The organism is Lysinibacillus sp. FSL K6-3209, assembly GCF_037976175.1.
Lineage (GTDB): Bacteria > Bacillota > Bacilli > Bacillales_A > Planococcaceae > Lysinibacillus > Lysinibacillus sphaericus_D.
In genome coordinates this window covers 1,293,657-1,316,353 of sequence record NZ_CP150264.1, presented here as the reverse complement: position 1 = coordinate 1,316,353, position 22,697 = coordinate 1,293,657, and the positions used below count along the sequence as shown (strand labels likewise).

The 22,697-nt window shown below is 35.0% G+C and carries 6 protein-coding genes; all 6 read right to left on the bottom strand.

The genetic code is table 11. The features are described from left to right. Positions 1–21 precede the first annotated feature (21 nt). The 6 genes from MHH88_RS06145 to MHH88_RS06120 all read right to left on the bottom strand — a co-directional run bounded on the left by MHH88_RS06145 (position 22) and on the right by MHH88_RS06120 (position 22,690). Positions 22–852 (bottom strand): hypothetical protein, encoded by an 831-nt coding sequence (locus MHH88_RS06145; protein WP_176723145.1) that lies wholly within the window; start codon positions 850–852, stop codon positions 22–24. Further along, a complete protein-coding gene (locus MHH88_RS06140) occupies positions 849–6,242 on the bottom strand; it encodes an amino acid adenylation domain-containing protein (RefSeq protein ID WP_339261860.1) in 5,394 nt (1,797 codons plus the stop codon). Before MHH88_RS06140 ends, MHH88_RS06145 begins: the two co-directional genes overlap by 4 nt. A gap of 385 nt (positions 6,243–6,627) precedes the next feature. Next, complete coding sequence (locus MHH88_RS06135; protein ID WP_339261859.1) at positions 6,628–17,319, bottom strand: amino acid adenylation domain-containing protein; 10,692 nt, start codon at positions 17,317–17,319, stop codon at positions 6,628–6,630. 35 nt (positions 17,320–17,354) lie between these two features. Further along, positions 17,355–17,831: a DUF6790 family protein gene (locus MHH88_RS06130; protein WP_024361545.1), complete on the bottom strand. Its 477-nt coding sequence runs from the start codon at positions 17,829–17,831 to the stop codon at positions 17,355–17,357. 46 nt (positions 17,832–17,877) lie between these two features. Beyond that, a complete protein-coding gene (locus MHH88_RS06125; RefSeq protein WP_339261858.1) occupies positions 17,878–19,830 on the bottom strand; it encodes an aminotransferase class III-fold pyridoxal phosphate-dependent enzyme in 1,953 nt (650 codons plus the stop codon). 22 nt (positions 19,831–19,852) lie between these two features. Next, positions 19,853–22,690: a type I polyketide synthase gene (locus MHH88_RS06120; protein WP_339261857.1), complete on the bottom strand. Its 2,838-nt coding sequence runs from the start codon at positions 22,688–22,690 to the stop codon at positions 19,853–19,855. Positions 22,691–22,697 lie beyond the last annotated feature (7 nt).

The window sequence follows — 22,697 nt, the reverse complement described above, 5'->3', positions numbered from 1 at the left end:
TTCTCCTATTTCAACTAAATATTATGCTCCAATCCCAACATATTCGGGTAATACTTGAAGCTTTTGTTCAATATTTCTCTTCTTCGTAAGGAAATGCATAATAACAACAGAAATTGCGAAAAATGCAATCTGTAATAATTGAACTTGTGCATTAAAGTAATATAACTCCAGTCTCGCACCTGATGAAATAAGCCAGAATAATAAAACGTAAAAGAGTAGATTTCCGTTTGTCGCATTAAACATATAACTAATAAAAATAAGGAATAACATTAATTGAATAACGTACAATGGGAAGATAGCTGCCAATTCAAATGATGTAATTACATATCCAGGTAATACATAGATGCCGAATATAAGACCTGTTATCACACCCGCTTTTATATTACTGTTATATTTTTTCTGAAGATACGGCATTAAAAACCCGATCCAGCCAAGTACTCCACCAAGAATTCCTGCTTCTTCAAACAGATTTTTAACTACTTCTATGACCATTTGCTTAAAAGTTAATGTCATCTCTGGTACTTCAAAACCAACAGCAATGGAACCATAATGAATACTACCTACATAAAGAAGAAACAAACCGATAATGATTGGAAACCATATCAAATCTTTTTTTCTAGGAATAAACTTAGAAAATAGATTTTTGATCGCCTCAAAGCCGCCCATTAACCAATAAACAAATAAACCTGCAATGGATGGCGAATACAAAGCGATCATAACAATCGGGTTCGTAAAGGACGTTTCACCAAAAAGTTTTGTAAAAAAATCATTAAAAATCATAGATGCCGATGCAAGCCCCCAACATAAGCCAAATGTAATAATTAAATAAATCGTTAAATATTTATTTTTCATTGTGATACCCTCCCTTGTTCGCTTCTTTTTTCTACAATAGTTCTAAATTTTTTCTCATCAATTCCAATAACATCTTCAAATTCAATGTACAGGTGGTCACTATCGTAATTTAATGTTACAGACATACGGGCAAGGCTGTTTTCAGTATTGTTATGACTAAATGCTTGTTTCTCATCCGCTTTAACAAATCCTTGGAAATTATAGAGGATGAAATTACAGTACTGTTTATCATTGAAATAGTATTTTCTAAGGAGTTGATTTAATTTTGGATATGCCTTACTAAATCGTTCTTCCCCCAGTAATGCGAGATAATTGATGGAATGCTCTTTACAAAGCTGAATGGCCGTTTCAACTGATGTTTTATTTCCTTTTTCACTAATAATCGGTACAATATCTAAAAACTCGCCTACGCTATTATAAAAATCCTTCCCCTGATAACTTCTCGCATACTCCAGCATTACAAAGGGAATGACTTCTGTATTTGTGTAATCTCTTAAAATATCAGATACAAAATCAAACGCATACCACCAAATATCTAAATGCTCTATATCTGATAAAGGAATGATAATTTCTATATTATTTTGTAAGGTTGCGTTACCTTTTGGTTGTGCCATTACCTTACGATTATTTTCACTCCACTTCACCAAATGAAATTTTTCAATTAGCTCCTCCTCACTAATCCCTATTGGCCCTTGGTTTAGCACATCAACATACTCTTTAAAACTTGGAATAGCTGTTTCGATGTTCGTTGTACCTTTTAATCCTTGTTCAATCTGGGATTTGATAATCTCGGCACTCATGCCATCGAAAATTAAATGATCAGCACCCCAGATAATAAGATGTCTCGTATCACTTTCTTTTAGTACACACATTCGCCATAGTAGTTCATTATTTGAGTAGGTTCTTAAAAGTATTTCTTCACTAAGCTTATTGATGATAGTTGTTTTTACACTCTCGGTATACATAGATATATCTACATATGTAAGATAATTACTCATAATGGTTTCTAATTTGAGTACTTCATGTTCACACCATTTCTTTTCGCCATCGGTTTCTACTAATGAGCAGTGAAGCAACTGATTGTTACTTATTACGTCTGCAATAGTATTCTTTATTCTATTTTTCGAAATTATTCCATCGAAATGGTTTATAAATCCACTATAGTTCGACCCTTTTGACATATGACCTTTCTGAATTGGAGATAGAGAAAATGCCATTACCGTATCAGATGCTGCGATAATGTCGGAGAGACCTTCAATACGAGCAGTCACATTCTTTACAAGACTAGTAATTTGTTTCGCATTTAATGCTATATTTTTGCTTGTACTTATTTTATCAATCCTAGGCGGCGATACTTCCGCAAGCGGTTCTATCGATGCAGCAATTTTTTCTGCTGTCTGGTACTGGAAAATTTCATTTATCTTGAGGTCCACACCTTTGTTTGACAATGCCTTCACTAATGCAATGGCTTTAATTGATTGACCACCGAAATGGAAGAAGTTATCTTTCAATCCAAATTCCTTGACATCCAGTATCATCTGCATTGTTTTCAGAATCGTTTTTTCTAAAGGTGTTCTTGGCTCATCCTGCACTATAACTTTTTTAGAATATTGTTCAGCGTTTACAAGCGCTTTTCGATCAACTTTTCCGCTAAAGTTGAGAGGGAATTCTTTTAAGACCACAAATTTAGACGGTATCATATATTCAGGTAATCTATTTTTTAAATGATTGCGCACATAATCGCCATCATATTTTTCTATATGATGATTTTCATTCACCGTATAGTAAGCTGTCATAGATAATGTGTCTAGATGATCCCTATCAGCAGTAACAATGACATTTTTTATTCCATCAATATTTTTAATATGTCTCTCAACTTCTCCAAGCTCGACTCTGAATCCTCTTAGTTTTATCTGAAAATCTTTGCGACCTAAAAATACAAGTTGGCCTCTGCTGTTCCACATCACTTTATCGCCGGTACAGTACACTCTTTTACCGCCTACTGCCTCAAGGGTAATAAATTTTTCATTTGTAAGGTCTTCTCTATTTAGATACCCTACTCCTACCCCATCTCCACCTAAACATAATTCACCTGCAACGTTCATCGGTACCAACTGTTTCTTTTCGTCCACAACATAAACTGTTGTATTAGACAATGGAATACCAATAGGAATAATTGAAACATCCTCTATATCATCTATCGGGTAGTATGTTGCAAATACTGCCGATTCGCTTGGACCATAGGCATTAATCAGCTTCCCTTTGCCAATTTGATTTACTGTTTGTTGCGCATGTGTAAGCGAAATCTGCTCTCCCGCTACAATGATTTTACGTACATTCTTTAAAAATTCGACCTTCCCGTCAACTAACATATGGAATAAAGCGGTTGAAATACAAAAAACACTAATTTCCTTCTGCTCTATAAATTCCGCTAGCAAAGGAATATCAAGGGAGGTCTCTCTTGGAATAATGACAAGATTAGCACCATTTAGTAAAGCGCCATAAATATCAAATACAGAACAATCAAATACATAATTAGATATCTGCATAATGCGGTCATTTTCATTAATATCAATATAGTTCGTATTCTTCACGACACGAACGACATTTTTATGCTTAATTAATGTTCCTTTCGGTTTACCTGTAGAACCGGACGTATAGATAACATAAATCAAATCATCGCTATTGAAATATTGCGATGTATGGCTAGATTCTATGCCGATATCGTGTTCTCTATTGAGTGTATTTTCATCTTTATCAATTAAGAATTTTTCAATTTCTACACTTATTTTCTCTTCCAAAGAATAATCTGTAATAATTACTTTGCTTTGGCAATCCTCTAGAATATAATCAATTCTTTCTTGAGGAAATTTAGGATCAATCGGCACATAGACAGCACCAAGTTTCATAATGCCCAACATACTAACAATTTGCATATAACCGCGGTCTAAAAGTATGGCCACCTTATCTTGGTATCCAACATTTCGGTCTTTAAGTTTTTCAGCTAACTGATTGGCCATATTATTTAACTGTTTGTAAGAAATTTTATCTTCCAACCATTCAATAGCAATAGCATTTGGCGTATCTCTAGCATAGTCTTCAAAAATAGATAACACTGTTTTATGTGCTGGATAATCCGTAGTCGTTTGATTTACTGTTTCAATAAGCCAGTTCCGCTCTTCCACAGTCATCATATCAATATCTTTAAGCTTTACGTTTACATCCTTTAGCATTTGCGAAATGATATAAATGAGTCGCTCGCCCATGACACGAATCGTATCTTCTTTATACAAAGCTTTTGAATAGTCAATATCCATATAAAATTGCTGATTCTTTTCTTCCAATGTAAAACTAATATCAAATTTCACATTAATTTCGTTATTTTCATATGGTGTTAAGGAAAGTCCTTCAATATTGACCTCATCCGTACCAATATTTATGTAATTAAACAAAATATCAAATAACGGATTTCTAGATACACTCTTTGGTATACCAAGTTCCTCCACTAGCAATTCAAACTGACAATCTTGATTATCATAAGATTTGACTAGCTTATTTTTTGTATACTGAAGAAATTCTTCTAGTGGTGTATCTTCATCAAGCTCACTTTTAATAGCCAAAGTATTAACAAACATACCGACAATCGATTCTAATTTTGCGTGGTTTCTGCCTGAGATAACGGTACCAATGACAATATCTCTTTGGTTTGTATATTTCCAAAGCATTATATTAAGGGCTGCCATAATAAACATATATGGTGTGATTCCATGCTTCTTAGTGAAAGCAAGAATTCCTTGATTTAGATTATGTTCAAAAGAATAGTGAATTTGACCGCCATCATAGCTTATAAACTCTGGTCTGTCATAATCGGTATACAAATCTAGTACTGGAACACCTTCTTTAAATTCATTTTTCCAATATTCCAGTTGCTTTTGCACTTTTCCACTGTTATAAAAATCGTTTTGCCATTTAGCAAAATCTTTATATTGAATCTCTAAATTTGGAAGCTCCTCACCCTGATAAATGAGCCCGATTTCTTTTAGCAGGATATCTAAAGAACTCTGGTCTGAAATAATATGATGCATATCCAGAACCATTACATGCTCTTCCTCATTTAAGCTAATAAAAGTTACGCGCAATAATGGTGCATTTTCAAGGTTAAATGGCTTTAAATTTGCTGTTATCGCTTCTTCTAACCGCTCTTTTTCAACCGTTTGAAACTTCACTTTGAAATCGACATTGTCTTCAATAATTTGAACTATTTCACCATCGACCATGTCGAACCGAGTTTTGAATGCCTCATGTCTTTCGACCACTTTAGAAAAGCATTGTTGGATTTTAGTATGCTGTAATTTTCCTTTGACATGATAGACAGCTGCAAAATTATACGGGATTGCATCCTCAACCAATTCGTTCATTATGTACATTCTCTTTTGCGCAGAGGATGCTTCATAATATTTCTGAACGCCAAGCTTTTCAATTACATCTACTGATTTTTGATCTAAATGAGCATCAATATATTTTTCCATTTTGCCAAATGTTGAATGAATAAATACGTCAGACACTGGAAATTCAATTTTTAATGTTTCCTTGATTTTAGAAGAAAGCATAATTGCATTCAGTGAATCTCCACCCATTTCAAAGAAATCAGTTGTTTTCTGAATATCCGTTATACCAATTACTTCTTCCCAAAGCTTCCTTAATACAACAGCAGGATCGAGTTGCTCTATTTCATCTTTTTCTATAGCAGAATGTATTGATTTATTACTTGTTAAAGGATTTATGCCATTTACTACGTCACTATCATATTCTTTTTTATCAAAGACATAAGTTGGTAATGCAATTCTTTTTAAAGAAGAAGTAGTAGCACTAAGCGTATCCCAATCAATTTTTATCCCTCTACACCATAGGTCCCCGATAAGGCGGTAAACATTATTGATATAGCTATCACTCGGATTTTCTATCAGATTCAAGACATTTTCATCTTCAACATTTGTCATACATCGTTTTGTAATCGAATTTTCTAAATCACTACTGCCAAGTTTTATGACAAGCGCATCTTCAATATGTTGTTTAGCTTTTATACCAGGCTTTTTTATTAACGGAATTTGTTTGTTTCTTATAGCATATTTTTCATAAATGGCTTCATACGTAGCAAGTTGTCCATATGTTTGAATTATGCTAATCGCATCTCTCAACGTCACTGCACCTGCGCAAACCATAGCGACAAGTTCAGCAATCCCTTCCCCAACTAATGCGGATGGTTGAACGCCAAGCTCCCTTAGCATCTGGACACATGCATATCCACCTAGCAATGCTCTATAACACTTAACTTCATTATCGTCATTTTCAATGCTTCTTACTTTTTCCGCAGTTTGGTGTGGTAACATTTTTAATAGTTGCTCTACTGTACGTTCATAACCTTTTAATAGGGGATAGAGACCTTCTATCGTCCCGCTTTTTCTCCATAAAATATTAACATCTTGTACACTAGGTAATATCAATACTAGATTTTGTTTCCTTTTCCCATTGTTACTGCAGACATGGAAAGTACTACTTTCCATGTCCTTTCTGCTCGTAACAAACACTTTTCTATGTTCTAATGCTCTTCTCCCTTTTTGAAGGGTCCAGGAGGCATCTGCTAAATCAATATGATGGAGTTCCTTTAAATAACTCATCACTTGCGCAGAGGTATTATTTAAAGCCTCCCAACTCTTTGCAGAGAAAGGTAAAATGTATGAAATATTGTCTCTTTGCATGTTGTTCCATACCTCCTTACTTTGGCGCTTCTTCTAAAACAATATGTGCATTCGTTCCACCGATGCCAAAAGAGCTAACTGCTGCTTTTAGTTTCCCATGAGTTGTATCTAGCTTCTTCGCCTCAGTATTGAAATAAAATGGACTGTTGTTAAGATCTAGTTTTTCATTAGGCTGATTAAAATTAATCAATGGTGGTACTACTTTTTTATCAAGCACTAAAACTGTTTTTATAAATCCTGCCACTCCTGCTGCTGCATCTAGATGACCGATGTTTGCTTTTACCGCTCCAATGGCACAGTAATTTTTTTTATTCGTTCCCCATGCCTGTTTTAAAGCTTCTATTTCAATTGGATCTCCTAAAGAGGTTCCCGTACCATGTGCTTCTACAAAACTAATCTCCTCTGGTTTAATACCAGCGTTTCCTAATGCAGATTTAATGACATCTGTTTGGCCCTTAATACTTGGTGCAGTATAGCCAATCTTGTCAATGCCATCATTGTTAACGGCAGAGCCTTTAATTACTGCATATATATGATCATTGTCTTTTAAAGCTTTTTTCAAAGGTTTTAACAATACGACGCCGCATCCGTTCCCAGAAACCGTACCTGAAGAGTCATTAGAGAAAGGTCGACAATGCCCATCTTTTGAAAAAATCATGCCTTCATGCCATAGATAGCCTTCTTTTCTAGGATAGGAAATACTTACTCCACCAGCGATTGCCATATCTGCCTCTCCATTTATGACAATCTGTGCTGCTTGATGGATCGCAACAAGTGACGTAGAACATGCCGTCTGAATGTTCATATTAGGACCTTTTAAATTCAACTTGTATGCAATTCTAGTTGTCAGAAAATCCTTTTCATTGTATGTGATTGCTTCGAATGCATTGATGAGGTCATTCTGGTTGTTCCCAAACTTCGACATCCATAACAGATTGGAACCACTTCCAGCGTACATAGCAATTTTTCCGTCATAGTCGAATGAATTGTATCCCGCATTTTCCAATAGTTCATACGTACATTGATGCAATAAACGTATTTGAGGGTCCATCATGCTAGCTTCCTTATCCGAATAATCAAATAGTTTCGCGTCGAAATATTCAACATCCTTTAAGAAGCCTTTTGCCCTTACATAGTTCTCTTTCTCAAATACTTCTTTAGGAATGCCACTCTGTAAAAGATCATCATCATTAAAGAAATGAATACTCTCTTTGCCATTGACAATATTCTGCCAGAATGAATGAATGTTTTCTGCGTCTGGGAATCGACATGCCATACCGATTACAGCTACATCGTCATTACGAATTTCCTCGGCATTCAACGCTTCAGTTGAATCCTCGAAGGCTTCATCAAAACCGTCATCATCAAAATAATCTTGATCAAATGATAGTTCCTCGGCATTCGTCTCGTTTTGGCTACCATTCTTACCACTTTCCTGTGATAATACTTGAACTAAACCATCGATGGTCGGATATTCAAAAAGCTTCATGACTGGAATCGTTAGCCCTAACTCACTATTAAGCTTGTTATTGACCATCATTAATGTGAAGGAATTCCCTCCTACATCAAAGAAGTTATCATAGATACCAATATGGTCTTTTTGTAAAATCTCTTTCCAAATATTCAGTATTTCACTTTCAAGTACTGATTTTGGTGGCATATTAACTTCAGTTACTTTCTTTTCATCTAAAGTTGCTAATGCATTTTTGTTTATCTTTCCATTCGGAAGGACAGGCATCTTATCTAATTGAATATATTCAGTTGGTAACATATAATTTGGCAATTTTGACTGTAACCATTTTTTTAGCCATAGTGAATCTGTTCTTGCTGCACTAGGAGCATCATCCTTTAGGCAATAATATAATGTCAAATTTTTGTTATAATCTGCATCTTCATCCGCTTTTACTACAACCATATTGACATTTTGATGTTCTAAAGCAGCTTTTTCAATTTCACCTAGCTCAATTCGATACCCTCTGATTTTAATCTGATTATCTAATCTACCAGAAATTTCGATTTCACCATTAGCATGCATTCTCCCTCTATCACCCGTTTTGTAAACTTTAATACCAGGTAAATCTTCTACTAAAGTGAACTTTTTATCTGTTTCTAGCTTATCGTTGTAATAGCCCCTTGCAAGCCCTTCTCCGGCAATACATATTTCTCCATAAACTCCATATGGTTGTAACTGTTGTTCTTCATTTAGAATAAAAATTTGTGTGTTGGCAATTGGCTTGCCGATACTTATATAATCTGAATGTGTAAGGTCTTTTGTAGTTGACCATATAGTTGTCTCAGATGGCCCATACATGTTATAGATACTTGCTAGAGATTTTGATCTAATATCTTTAAGTAATTGAATTGGGAAGTTCTCTCCACCACTTAAAATACATTTCAATTGTGATAATGCCGGTGCAAACGCAGGATTATCGACAAATGCTTTAATTCTTGATACCGTACTTAAAATATGTGTAACGCCATATTTTATAATTTTTTGTGCAGCTAAAGTTGAATCTAGCTGTTCAATTTCATCTGCCATGTATATAGAATGACCTGTGCACATTGGTACAATGGATTCAAATGCAAAAATGTCAAAAGATAATGTCGTTAAGCAAATGACTCTATCTTCTTCATTTCTAAATAGCCTTCTATTGACAATATCGTAGATAAAATTCACGACAGATGCATGATTGACCATAACGCCTTTTGGTTTTCCTGTTGATCCAGAAGTGAATATCGTATAGGCTAGTGAATTTACGTTGCAGGTCACTTCAGGATTTTTAATATTTTGTTCGTGTGCTTCTAATGCTCTACAGTCTATATTGATCCCGTTATAATCAACTGTTCCCACGTTATCTCGATCTACTAGCAATGCCTTTGGTTTACTTAATTGAATCATATGGTCAATTCGCTCTTTTGGATAATTATGATCAATCGGAACATAGGCAGCTCCTGCTTTTAAAATGCCAAGCATACCAGCTAACATATTTTCATTCCTTGTTGTCATAATACCGACTAAATCTTCGTGTTCGACATGTAAGGATAGTAACTTGTGGGCAATTATATTGGCCTTTTTATTCAACTCTCGGTATGTCCAGACTGTACCATCTGAAGTAATCAATGCTGTTTTATCTGGATGTTTATCGACATTTCTTTCAAACATTTTGTGAAGTGTTACTTGATCTGCTAGATCAAGCTTTGTCTCTTCCAATTGTCTTAAGATGTTGTCTTTATCTATAGAAGAAACTACATTCATTTTGCCAATTAGCGTTTCGCTATCCTTTAAGATACTTTCAAGAATTGTCTTGTAATTACTTTGCATTCTCTCCATCGTATCCTCGTTAAATAAATCAGTTGAAAAGTCAATAAAGCAGTCAATGTCTTTATTTTTACTCTGTTGTTGACACGTTAGAACTAAATCATAAGCTGAAGTTTGCGTATCAAATTGGAACGGACTAATTTTTATGCCATCAATATTCAAATCGTGAGTCTCCATGTTTTGGAAATCAAAACAAACATCGAACAGTGCATTGCGATTAAGTGTTCGTGTAATATCCAATTGCTCAATCAAATCATCGAATTGATACTCTTGATTTTTTAATGCTTGAATGGTATTTTCTTTCACTTCGTGGAAGAAATCGATAAACTTTTTCTTTGCCATTGGCTTGTTTCTTATCGCAAGCATATTAACAAACATACCCATGATATCCTTGACTTCATCCGTTGTACGTCCTGCTACCGGTGAACCAATCACGATGTCTTCCTGTCCAGAATATCTTTGAAGCAATACATACCAAGCACTTAGTAACGTCATATACATTGTGGCACTGTTTTTTTGTGCAAACTTTTCCAATCTCTGCGCCATTTCACTTTCAATAGAAAAATGAATTCTTTTTCCTGCGAAAGTTTTGATTGCAGGTCTTTCCTTATCAATCGGAAGCTCCAATACAGGAATCCCATCTTTAAACATTTCAGTCCAATATTTTTTAGATTCTTTTATTTTTTCAGATGCTAGATACTGATTTTGCCATTCTGCAAAATCTTTATAATGCACAGTTAATGGTGGCAACGAAGACACATATAAATCATTAAAATCTTTTGTCAATATTTCAACAGATGTCCCGTCTGCAATAATATGGTGTACATCGAATAATAGGATGGATTTCTCATCTGAAACTGTCACTAATTTTAGTCTACATAAAGGCGCTTTCGATAAATCAAAAGGTCTTATGAAATCCTCAATTAAATCTTTTACTTGATCATCATTGTCAATCAATTGTTCAGTAAAAGTTAATTCCATATCTACATAATCCTCAATCAGTTGGACAACTTTATTATCTTTGATATCAAAGGACGTTCTTAATATTTCATGTCGCATCAATAGCTTTTCAGCAACTTGTCGTACCTTTTCCTCACTTAGTTTTCCTTCTATAATAGTGGCTGAAGGAAGATTGTATGCGGTACTTGTTTTATCCAGCAAATGCAAACTATACATACGTTTTTGCGCGGAAGAAGTATTATAATAAGCAGCTTTTTTTAATGGGACTATTTTATTTTTATTTACAGAATGTCCAGTCAAACTAGCGATATAGGCATTCATTTTCTTTGGTGTCGTATGCTTAAATATTTCAGTAACAGCTATTTTTATACCTGTTTTACCCTCTATCACATTCGAAAGGCTTACCGCTTTTAATGAGTCTCCGCCTAATTCAAAGAAATCCTGATTTTCTGTGATATGTTCAAATCCCAGTACGGATTTATAAGATTCAATAATGCATTCCTCTAAAGAATCCTTGCTTTCAATCGTTGCCGTAATTTGCTCTGAAGCTTCGAGTACTTTTTGCATTTCCGGATTACTTCTCACTGTATTTCCTTCTTGAGCTATTGTAATCGTAATAGGGTATCGTTTTTTCTCGAAATGATAGACTGGTAGCGACACTCTATTGCGGACGTTACTGCCCATAAATTTCTGCCAATTTAGTTTTACTCCAGCACTCCATGCAAGTCCAAGTTTTGCATAAACATAGTCCAAATCATGTTCTTTTTCTATTGCGTGTCGTAAAATATTCAGGAAGATTTGCCCTTCTTTTCTCTCTTTATGCTGTAATGCAAAGGTACATAAAGATCTTCCTCCACCTATCTCGATAAATGCTGCATGCTCATCTTGTAAGATTAATGCTAGGTTTTTATCAAATTGTACTGGGTTTATAATATGTTCTGCCCAATATGTTGGCGTGCACATTTCATTTTCCTTTACCCATTCACCAGTGACATTTGAAACAATCGGAATGGATGGATTGTTAAATTGAAATGCTTTGAGATATTCGCCGAACTCCATTGCGGCATCCTGCATCATATAGGTATGGAATGCATGTGAGGTTTTAAGTATTGTCGCATCAATACCTTTTTCTGACATTATTTTTTCAAATGCCTCTATTTTTTCTTTCGTTCCACCTACGACACAACGATCCGAAGTATTATTTAATGCTAACGATACGCCCTCAGTTAGCATTTCTTTCACTTCGTCTACACCTTTCATTACAGCAAGCATGACACCCGACTTCTGCTTCTGCATAATATCTCCACGGGCTCTGACAATTTTTACGGCATCAGCAAGACTCCATACGCCTGCAACTGCTGCGGCTGTCACTTCACCAATACTGTGTCCGATAAACGCCTTTGGCATTATTCCAACATCCATCAATATTTTGGCAAGTGAAAATTCCGTAACAAATAATGCAAATTGACTATATTTTGTCTGATTAACGAGAGAGGAATCGGCATTTCCATAGATAATATCAAAGAATTCATGTTGTTCTTCTTCATTTAGATAGCCGAATATTTCATCAACATACTGGCGGTAACGTTTACCTATAAAGCTGTCTGTTGCGTAATATAATTCTCTTCCGATTCCTTGATATTGGCTACCCTGTCCTGAAAACATAAAGTAAACATGCTTACCTTCGTTAGCTTTTTTAAAATCACTGTCAAGAATTTCTTCTATAAACTCATCGACATTTATATCTCTTCCAAGATGCTCATTCACTACAACGGCTTTTCTATATTTGAAATGCTTTCTGCCCGCCATCAATGTCCAAGCAGCATCGGAACGGTTTATACTTTGATCTGACGCAACATACTTTAGCGTTGATTTTATATTTTCAATTAATGCATTTTTTGTTTTTGCTGAAAACAGGAACAGGTTGGTCTTTTCTTCCTCACCGCTGTTTTTTACAGGCGGTGCTTCCTCCAATACCATATGTGCATTCGTTCCACCAACACCAAATGAATTAATGCCAGCTCTAAGAGGACGGTTGTTGTCATTTTGCCATTCCATGCCATTACTTTGTACAATAAATGGTGTCTCATCGAAATTAATCTTTGGATTAGGATTTTTATAATTTACTGTCCCAGGTATAAATCGATTCTTTAAGCTTAATGCCACTTTTATTAATCCTGTTACACCTGCTGCCGTATCGGTATGACCGATATTGCCTTTTACAGAACCTAAGAGACTGTATCTTTTTTTATCTGTGGCAAATGCTTTTGTTAACGATTCAACCTCAATTGGATCGCCTAATATAGTACCTGTTCCATGTGCTTCAATATAGCCTACCGTTTCGGGGTCGATTTCTGCTCGTTTATAAGCTTCTCTTATTACCTCTGCCTGTCCCTCTACACTTGGCGCAGTAAAACCTGCCTTTTGACTGCCATCATTATTGATTGCAGAGCCTTTAATAACTGCATAAATATGATCTCCCGCTTCAAGTGCCTCATCTAGTCTCTTTAATACAACAATCCCCATTCCATTTGAAAATATTGTACCGCTAGCTTCCGCATCAAATGGACGACAGTGTCCATCAGATGAAAACATCATCCCATCTTGATACATATAACCACCATCATTTGGAAGTTCAACAGTAACACCACCAGCAATGGCTATATCACATTCTCCTAACATCAGTGATTGACATGCTAGATGTGTTGTCACGAGGGTCGTTGAGCATCCAGTAAGGGATGAGAACACAGGCCCTTTAATATTAAATTTGTAAGCTAACCTTGTTGCGAGGAAATGATTCGTACTCATAGTAAATGCTTGATACATATCGCTGTAATTGTCATTATTGCCCAACGCTTCGTTATACCATTGGAAATCATCTGAACCACCGATGAAGATACCCATCTTATCTTCTGTCGATTCTGGATAATATCCCGCATCCTCCAATGCCTCCCATGTTCCTTTGTACAAAAGCCTTAACTGCGGCGACATAAGATTTACTTCGCTCGGTGTATATTCGAAAAATTCTGAATCAAAATATTCAATGTCTTCTACACGACCTTTAGCCTTTACATAATTACTGTTATGAATCATGTCTTCACTAATGCCAAGGTTACGAAGTTCGTCATCATTATAAAAATGGATACTCTCTTTTTCATGTTTCAAGTTATGCCAAAAATCTTTAATATTATCGGCACCTGGAACGTCAATTGCCATTCCAATGATGGCAATATCAGAATAGACTGATTTTTTCTTTCTCTTGAAAAAATTCTTTCTGTCCTGAATTTCTACCTTTTCGTTTTTCATCATGTGCTCAGATAATAGACGTATCGTTGGGAATTGATATAAAACAGTAATAGAAAATTCCATATCAAGTACTTGCTTTAATTTGCTATGTACTAGAATCGCAGCCATGGAATGCCCACCGATTTCAAAGAAATTATCTTCTATTCCTACATGATCAATTTCTAATACCTCTTTCCAAGTTTGAGCAATAATTGTCTCTAATTCAGATTCTGGTACCTGATTAATTTTAGTAGTGTGATGATTATAGGTAGTATCTGCAATAAGTATTTTTCGGTCTATTTTCCCACTACTATTAATCGGCAGTTTCTCCATATGAACAAAGAATGCTGGGATCATATAGTCAGGTACATAATGACTTAAAAATGCTCTTAAATCAGCTACAGGCACTTGTTGTGGAGCAACATAATAAGCGCACAGTACAGGTAAATGGCTGGAAGATTGCTTCGTAACTACTACAGCTTCTAAAATGCCAGCAAACTGAACCATTGCATTTTCAATTTCCCCCAGTTCAATCCGCAATCCGCTAATTTTAACTTGGTGATCCATTCTCCCCATAAATTCGATATTGCCGTCAGGAAGCCATCTCGCCAAATCACCTGTTTTATACATCTTCTTAAACCAAACGGGATCTTTTCTTTCATCGTAGAATGGATTTTCACAAAATTTTTCATTTGTAAGTTCTTCTTTATTGAGATAACCTCGTGCCAATCCTACTCCACTTAAACATAACTCACCAGGTACACCTACCACCTGAAGTTGATTATTTTCGTCAATAACATACCATCGAATTTCATTTAATGGATGTCCAATTGGTACATTTGAAACACGCTCACATTTTTGAATAGAATGATGTGAAGCCCACATTGTACATTCTGTCGGACCATAAACATTTTCAAGATTTACAGCTAGTTTCATGTCAAAAAATTTATCAATTATATCAGCAGTTAATGCCTCTCCTCCAACAAAAATCCATCGTAAGGAGTGTAACTTTTCTTTATTATTTTTTACATTCAACAGTTCTAAAAACACCTTGAGCATGTTTGGTACAAAGTTGATATGGGTTACATGATAGCGATCTATACATTCTAAGATAAGTTCTGGATTTTTCTCACCATCATGTTCTAAAATACACAGTGCACCTTTTCCCATAAACCAGCCATACAGTTCCGTTCCCGAAATATCGAATGAAAAAGGTGTTTTATATAGATAAACATCCCCTTCTTGGACAGGAAAACGTCTCTCCAAATCCATAATGGTATTGACTACACTATGGTTTTCAATCATTACCCCTTTTGGCTCCCCAGTCGAACCTGAAGTATACTCAATGTAGGCCAAGTCAAAAGGATTTAATACAATATTAAGATTGCTATCATCCCCGCTGTATGTTTCATTATCATCAACAAAAATAATTTGTTTATCCTGACAAAAATCATATTGCAAGTCTTTCGATGTAATTAAAATATTGATATCGGCATCGTTAAAAATATAATTTTTTCGATTTTCAGGATAATAATTTTCGATTGGTACATATGCACAGCCCGCTTTCAAAATCCCTAATATAGTAAGGACCATTTCTTTAGAACGTTTTAACTGTACACCAATTACTTCATTCTCTTTTTTCTTATGTTGCAATATTTTTCTTGCTATCTGATTCGCTTTTTTATTGACTTCTTCATAGCTCATGCTGCCATTATCAAAAAGAAGTGCTGTATGTTCTTTATGCGTGTGAACTCGCTCATGGAAAATGTCTATAATATGCATTGGTTTAAAGTCGAAGAATGCACTTTGATTGAAAGTATTCAAAATTTGCTCTTTTTCATCTTCCAAAAATAAGTCGATATCTTTCACTAGTACATCCGTATGCGCTGTTACAGTTTCTAACAGTTTAATAAAACGTCTTCCTAGCATTTCGATCATTTCTTCTGCATAGATATCAGACTTGTACTGAATCTTAATCATGTCACCATCAGGCATTTCAGCAAGGATTACCATCATATTTCCAGGGAACATCGTATTGTCCAGTTCAAATGTGTCACATTCTACGCCTTCCCATGTCGGTTTACTATATTTGTCATATACAAAGGTAATATCGAAGATTGACTGAATCCCTGTATATATACTAGATTCCGTTTCACGGGCAATTAAATTGTTGGGATACCCAATATTTTTATATGCCCCAATCATTTCCTCATACATTGCCTCAATAACATCTTTAAATGGTTTATGATTGTCGATTGTTACACTTAATGGCAATGTATAAATAAAGCATCCTATCGTTTCTTCAAAGTCAAACCCTGGTCTATTTGTGAATGGACTGGATACTACTACATTCTTTTCATTGCAGCATTTTCCCATCAATGCACTAAATGCCGCTAAACAGAAAATAAACGGCGTCACTTCTTCTTTTTGAGATGCTTTCTTTATACTGTTCATTAAATCCTTTGAAATTCGGTAAGACTTCTCTTTCCCTATCCCGTTATGATGAGCATTCGAGAAGTCCTTTGGAAAGTTCAAAGCATTTGCATCTTTTACTTTTTCTCGCCAATATTCCTTTTGTTTTTCATAGCTGCCATTCGCAAGTTTTTTATTTTCGGTTTCAACAAAATTTAAAAATCCGCAGTCTTCTGTTAATTCAATTACTTCACCATTTAGCGAATTGGAATAATAGGTAAATAGTTTTTTGATAAAAATATCAAGTGACACTCCGTCAGCAATAATATGATGAAGATTCAGTACTAGAATAAATACATTATTATTCTCTTTAATCAAGGACACCCTAAAAAGCGGTGCCTTTGATAAATTAAACTCATAGCCAACCTCTTCGTTAACTATTTCATCTATTCTCTTTTTATTATTTTCATTAGAAACATCATAATAATGAACAGCAGCATCTACTTTTTCGTTAATTATCATGGACACACTGCCATCTAGTAATTCAATATGACTGCGCAGTGCCGCTTGTTCATTCACCAACAATTGTAATGCCTTTTCAAACTTCGCAATATCTACTGCATTTTTTATTTTTATTGCTGCTGAGATATTATAATTATTTTTTTCTCCTGTTTGGCATTCAAAATAGATGCCCTTTTGGATCTCTGATAATTCGATCTTTTTTTTCAGCATTTTACACAGCACTCCTAAAATGGATTTTTATGTTTTTAGCCAATTACCCATATTCCACCAATAACAATAGATAATACGGTTATAAAGGTCTGATATGCAATATCCATTATGATATTTGCAATGCTGTCCGCGTCTGCCTTTTTATTCATTTTCATAACATTCCAGTGTGACCAAAGACCACTAATTCCATATATATACATAGCTACGATCGTTCCTAACCAGAACCCATCTCTAAACCAAATACACATAACGCCCATAACACCTAGACCTAATTGTGAAAATCCGTATTTTATCTGGAACGGCCCACCTGGCCAACCGACCATTTTCGCATTTTGTTTTGCAAAAATCATATTACTTAATAATCCTGTAATCCCTAAAAGTCCAAATGTTACTACGAACTGATGAAGTAAAATTACCGAACAGATCAACTGAGGGTCAGATGGAAATCCCTTCATATATAAGTCAATAACCGCAGTAACAATTCCTAATCCCCATAACACTAAAAAGAACATATTTTTATCTCCTATTTATATAAATCTATTTTCTGTCCAATCTTATTTATTGATTAAAAAAATTTGCTTCTTTCATCTCATATACAGTTTTCTTTACAGCCTCTATAACATATTCGATATCTTCTTTGGAATGCTCTGTAGATAAGAAACAATTACGCCCTTCCCAAATATAGATACCTTTTTCTAACAAACCATAATAAAATATTTCTTTTTCTAAATTTACGGTAAATCTAAATAATGAACCAAACTGATTGATACGAATATCTACGTTTTCACGTTCAAAGAATTGATTTAATTCGTTGACAAAATTCGTAGTTTTTAGATTCAATGTTTCATAAATAGTGTGTTTATTTTCCTTAATATATTCCAGCACTGCATTCGTAGCTGCCATCGCCATAGGATGATGACAGAAAGTACCTGCAACAAAAGTTCTTTTATCTTCATTAGGAGGAACAGAGTCGTCTCCGAAGTTCCACATTCCACCATCTATACTATCTAAATATTTTTTCTTACCAGCTAAAACACCTATTGGCATTCCGCCACCAATAACTTTTCCATACGTTACAATATCAGCTTCCACACCAAAGTACTCTTGTGCTCCACCACTGGCAATTCGGAAACCTGTAATAATTTCATCAAAAATTAAGGCAACGTTATGGTCTTGTGTTACTTGTCTTAATTTCAACAAGAAATCCTTCGGTTGAATATCTGGTCTGCGGCTTTGGATTGGTTCCGTTATAACGGCCGCAATCGTATCACAATGTTGTTCGATATAGCTCAAAGAAGATTCCGAGTTAAAATCCAACATCACAACGTCTTGCACTGCACTATCAGTAATACCTGGAACTAATGAAGTAGTTGTATGATTTGAATCATCTAAATAATTCGGCATTCCTAAAAAACCATCGTAAGTTCCATGAAAAGCCCCTGTAAAACACACGATTTTCTTTTTACCTGTAACAGCTCTTGCTACTCTGACTGCAAACATATTTGCCTCTGTTCCAGAATTACAGAAAAATACTCTGTCTACTCCCGCTAACTCGGAAATGTTTTGGGCTACTCGTCCAGTAAGCCTACCCATCGGACCAACAGGCATCCCTTTTTCAAGTTCATTTCTTAATGCTTTTCTAACAAATTCTGGGCTGTGTCCAAACATTAAGACCCCAAATCCCATCGTCAGATCAATCATTGTATTACCATCAATATCTATAATCTTTGAACCTTGACCTTCTTCGGCAATAATTTGATAGAGCATTTCTTTATATAAAGGTCTAAAGCCCGCAGAGTTTCGATTACTCGCATATATATTTCTATATTGTTGAGTTCTATCCTTAGAGTTTTTAGTAGAAATATTAATGCGTTGTTCAATATTTTTAATGTATTTTAATTGAAGTTCATCTACTTCATCTTCTTTGTTAAAGTCTAGCTTTTTATAAGGCTTGTAATAATCATCGGATTTTGTCGGGGCTATTGCCGAACTGGCTTCCTTTGGCGCACCCTTTGTTTTCTGGCCTTTATTTTGGACTTTCGTTGTACTAGCTATTACTTTTAAAATCTCATTTTGTTTCGTCATAACATCATATTGGTTGTTAAACACTTGCACCATCATATTCATATCTAATTTCCCTACATTCTGATAAGCGACTTCATTTGTAGGATTGTGAAGTTCTTCAGGTAGCGCATCAATAACATCCATTACTTCTTCATACGTTTCCTCTTCTTGTACAGTCTCCACAATGCCATTTTCTGCAATGTAATCTGCAATTAGTTGTAACGTATTTAAAGTTGTAAAAAATACATCTAACGGAATTTCTACCTTGTACTTTGCATGAATTTGCTTTGCAAGTGTTAGGAGAAGGATTGAATCAAGACCATAGGAAATTAATCTCTTCTTTTCATCTATTTCTTCTTTTTCCATGGCAGATATAATATGAACAATTTCTTTTAATTCTTCTATTACGCTCATAGTTTTTGTTTCATCTAGAACTAGATTCTTCATTTTTTTACTCCTTCCTTGCTGTTTATTTAAAAATATTTTCAAGAAGCTGTTTCTGTAACATTAGTTGCTCATTTTGTTTTTCTAATAATTGTTCCAAATTTGCATTGCTTGTATCTGCTACCGAAGTTACTTTGTCTTTCCACAAGGGCTTTCTCTCAAAAGGATAGTTAGGCAAAATAATTTTCTTTTTATTGTAATTTTTATAGAAGCTATTCCAATCAATCTTCATCCCATTAAGATATAAAGATTTCAAAGATTCCAACAGCTGCTTATAATCGCCTATTCCTTTTCTAAGTGATGGAACAAAAATGGCATCTTCATTTTGCAAACATTGGCCTGCTAAGCCACATAAAGTTGCATTACCACCAATTTCAATAAATGTGGAAACGCCTAATTTATCTACTTCCTGCATAGCTTTCATAAAATGAACTGTTTTTTCAAGATGTTCTGTCCAATACCCTTTATTTTCAAATGTACCAACGTCCTCTAGCTTTCCTGTTACACTTGAAATTATTGATTTTGGCGTTTTATTGCAAACAACATGCGCTAAACTTTCCCCATATATTTCCTTATATTCTTCCATTGCAGTTGAATGATAAGGATATGGAATATTTAAATCGTTAACAAAAGCTCTGACCTTTTTATGTAATTGACTAATTACCATATCAACTTCTTCACTTAGACCAGATACTGTAATATTTTTAGGTGCATTAACAGCAGCTATTGATACATTTTTACATCCGCTTTCCAATATTGCTTCCTTCATCGTCAATTCATCTACTAACACGCCCACCATTTTGCCATTCGGTGTCACACTAACCATAAGTCTACTTCGCATTGCAATCATGTTTGTAGCATCTTCAAAACTTAGCATGCCGACATAACATGCTGCGGCATACTCGCCAACACTATGCCCAATCACGTAATCTGCTTTTATATTTAATGAATCCCAGATTTTCGTTAAAGCGTATTCCAACGAAAATATAATTGGTTGCGAATAAAGCGCATTCGTTAATAGTTCTTCGTTTGCTCCAAACAAAGTGTCTTTGATAGAAATGCCTAGGAGCTTCTTAAATCGATCATCACAAAGATCAAAGCTTTCTCTATACGCTTGCGAATTTTCATAAAATTCTCTTGCTGCATCTTTGTAGATGGAGCCTTGCCCTGTAAATAAAAATGCAATTTTTTTCTTTTTACTTTCTGCTTGTCCAATGTAGTATGCCAGTGAATCTTCATTTTTGAGCACATGATCTATTTCTTCAATAATTTGCTCTTTACTGTTACCAACTATTGCGAACCTGTATTCATGTTTATCTCTTGTAATATTTGTTGAATAGGCGATATCACTAAGTTGTTCAGTTGAAATGCTAAGATAATCCCTCATTTGAGAAACTGCTTTTATTAATACATTTTTGTTCTTTGTTGATATCGTTACCATACTTTCAGGTAGATTGATTTTTTCAGTTTGTGGCGTATTTTCGTCGTGCTCTGCTTCTTCTAGTATTAAATGAGCTAATGTTCCACTAATGCCATACGCACTAATACCTGCTCGTCTTTTTTTCCCTTTACTTTCCCATTCTGTGAGCTTATCAACTACTTGAATTTTATCCCAATCAATATTGGGGTTTGGATTTTTAAAATGGATACTTGGCAAAAGCTGTTTATGTTTTAAGGAAAGTAATACCTTTATCATACTTGCCATCCCAGATGCCGCCTCTAGATGACCAATATTTGACTTTACAGAACCAACCTTTATGGGTGCTTTTCTGTTTTTAAATACCTCACAAATTGCCTGTGCTTCAATAAAGTCACCAAGAGAAGTTCCTGTCCCATGGGCTTCAATATAATCAATATCGTCTACATCTAGCCCTGTCCTTTTCAACGTTTCTGCAATCACTCTTTGCTCTGCCAGCCCATTTGGTGCAAAGAAGCCATTGGATTTACCATCTTGTCCGACATATATCCCTTTTACTAATGCCTCTATACTGTTGTTATCTCTTTTAGCATCGCTTAATCTTTTTAATATGATAATTCCACAGCCTTCGCCTCGGCCAAATCCATCTGCGGATGCATCAAAAGTTTTACAACGTCCATCTGGTGATAAACCACTGTTTTGAGATAGTCCCACATATGGTTCTGGATTTAGTAGCAGATTTATTCCTCCAACAATGGCTACATCACATTGCCCACTTTTTAGGCTGTCTACTGCCATGTTCATCGCCGTTAATGACGATGAACATGCAGTACTTAAACTTACTGCTGGTCCTTTAAAATCATAAAAATAAGATATTCTACCTGCAGCGGAATGAGAGGATGCTCCAACAAGTGAATATAAACCAATATCTTTTATATCCCCTGACATCATTTCTCTGTTTACATAGTCAACTGCGTCGATTCCTATAAATACGCCTGTTTTACTGCCCTTCATCTCTTCGATATCAAGACCAGCATTCTCCATTGCTTCCCAGCTCACTTCCAATAGAAGTTTTTGCTGGGGATCGACAGATACTGCCTCTAATGCAGAAATTTCAAAATGCACATTATCAAATGTCTTAATATCTTGATCTATAAAGGAACCATAACGGGTATACATTTTTCCCTTATCTTGCCTATCTTCGCTGAAAAATGCTTCAACTGGAAATCTTTCAGGTTTGATATTTGTAACAGCATCATATCCTTGTGATAATTTGTCCCAAAATAAACTGCTGTTATTTGCACCGCCTGGAAATCTACAATTATAACCAATTATTGCAATTTCATTTTCCTCTTTTGATTTTTTCAATTCTAAATCTAGCTCTTTGATTTTTTTAGCAGCCTTTAATAAGGCCTCTTTATATTTATTTTCAATGTCATTGTTCATACATAAC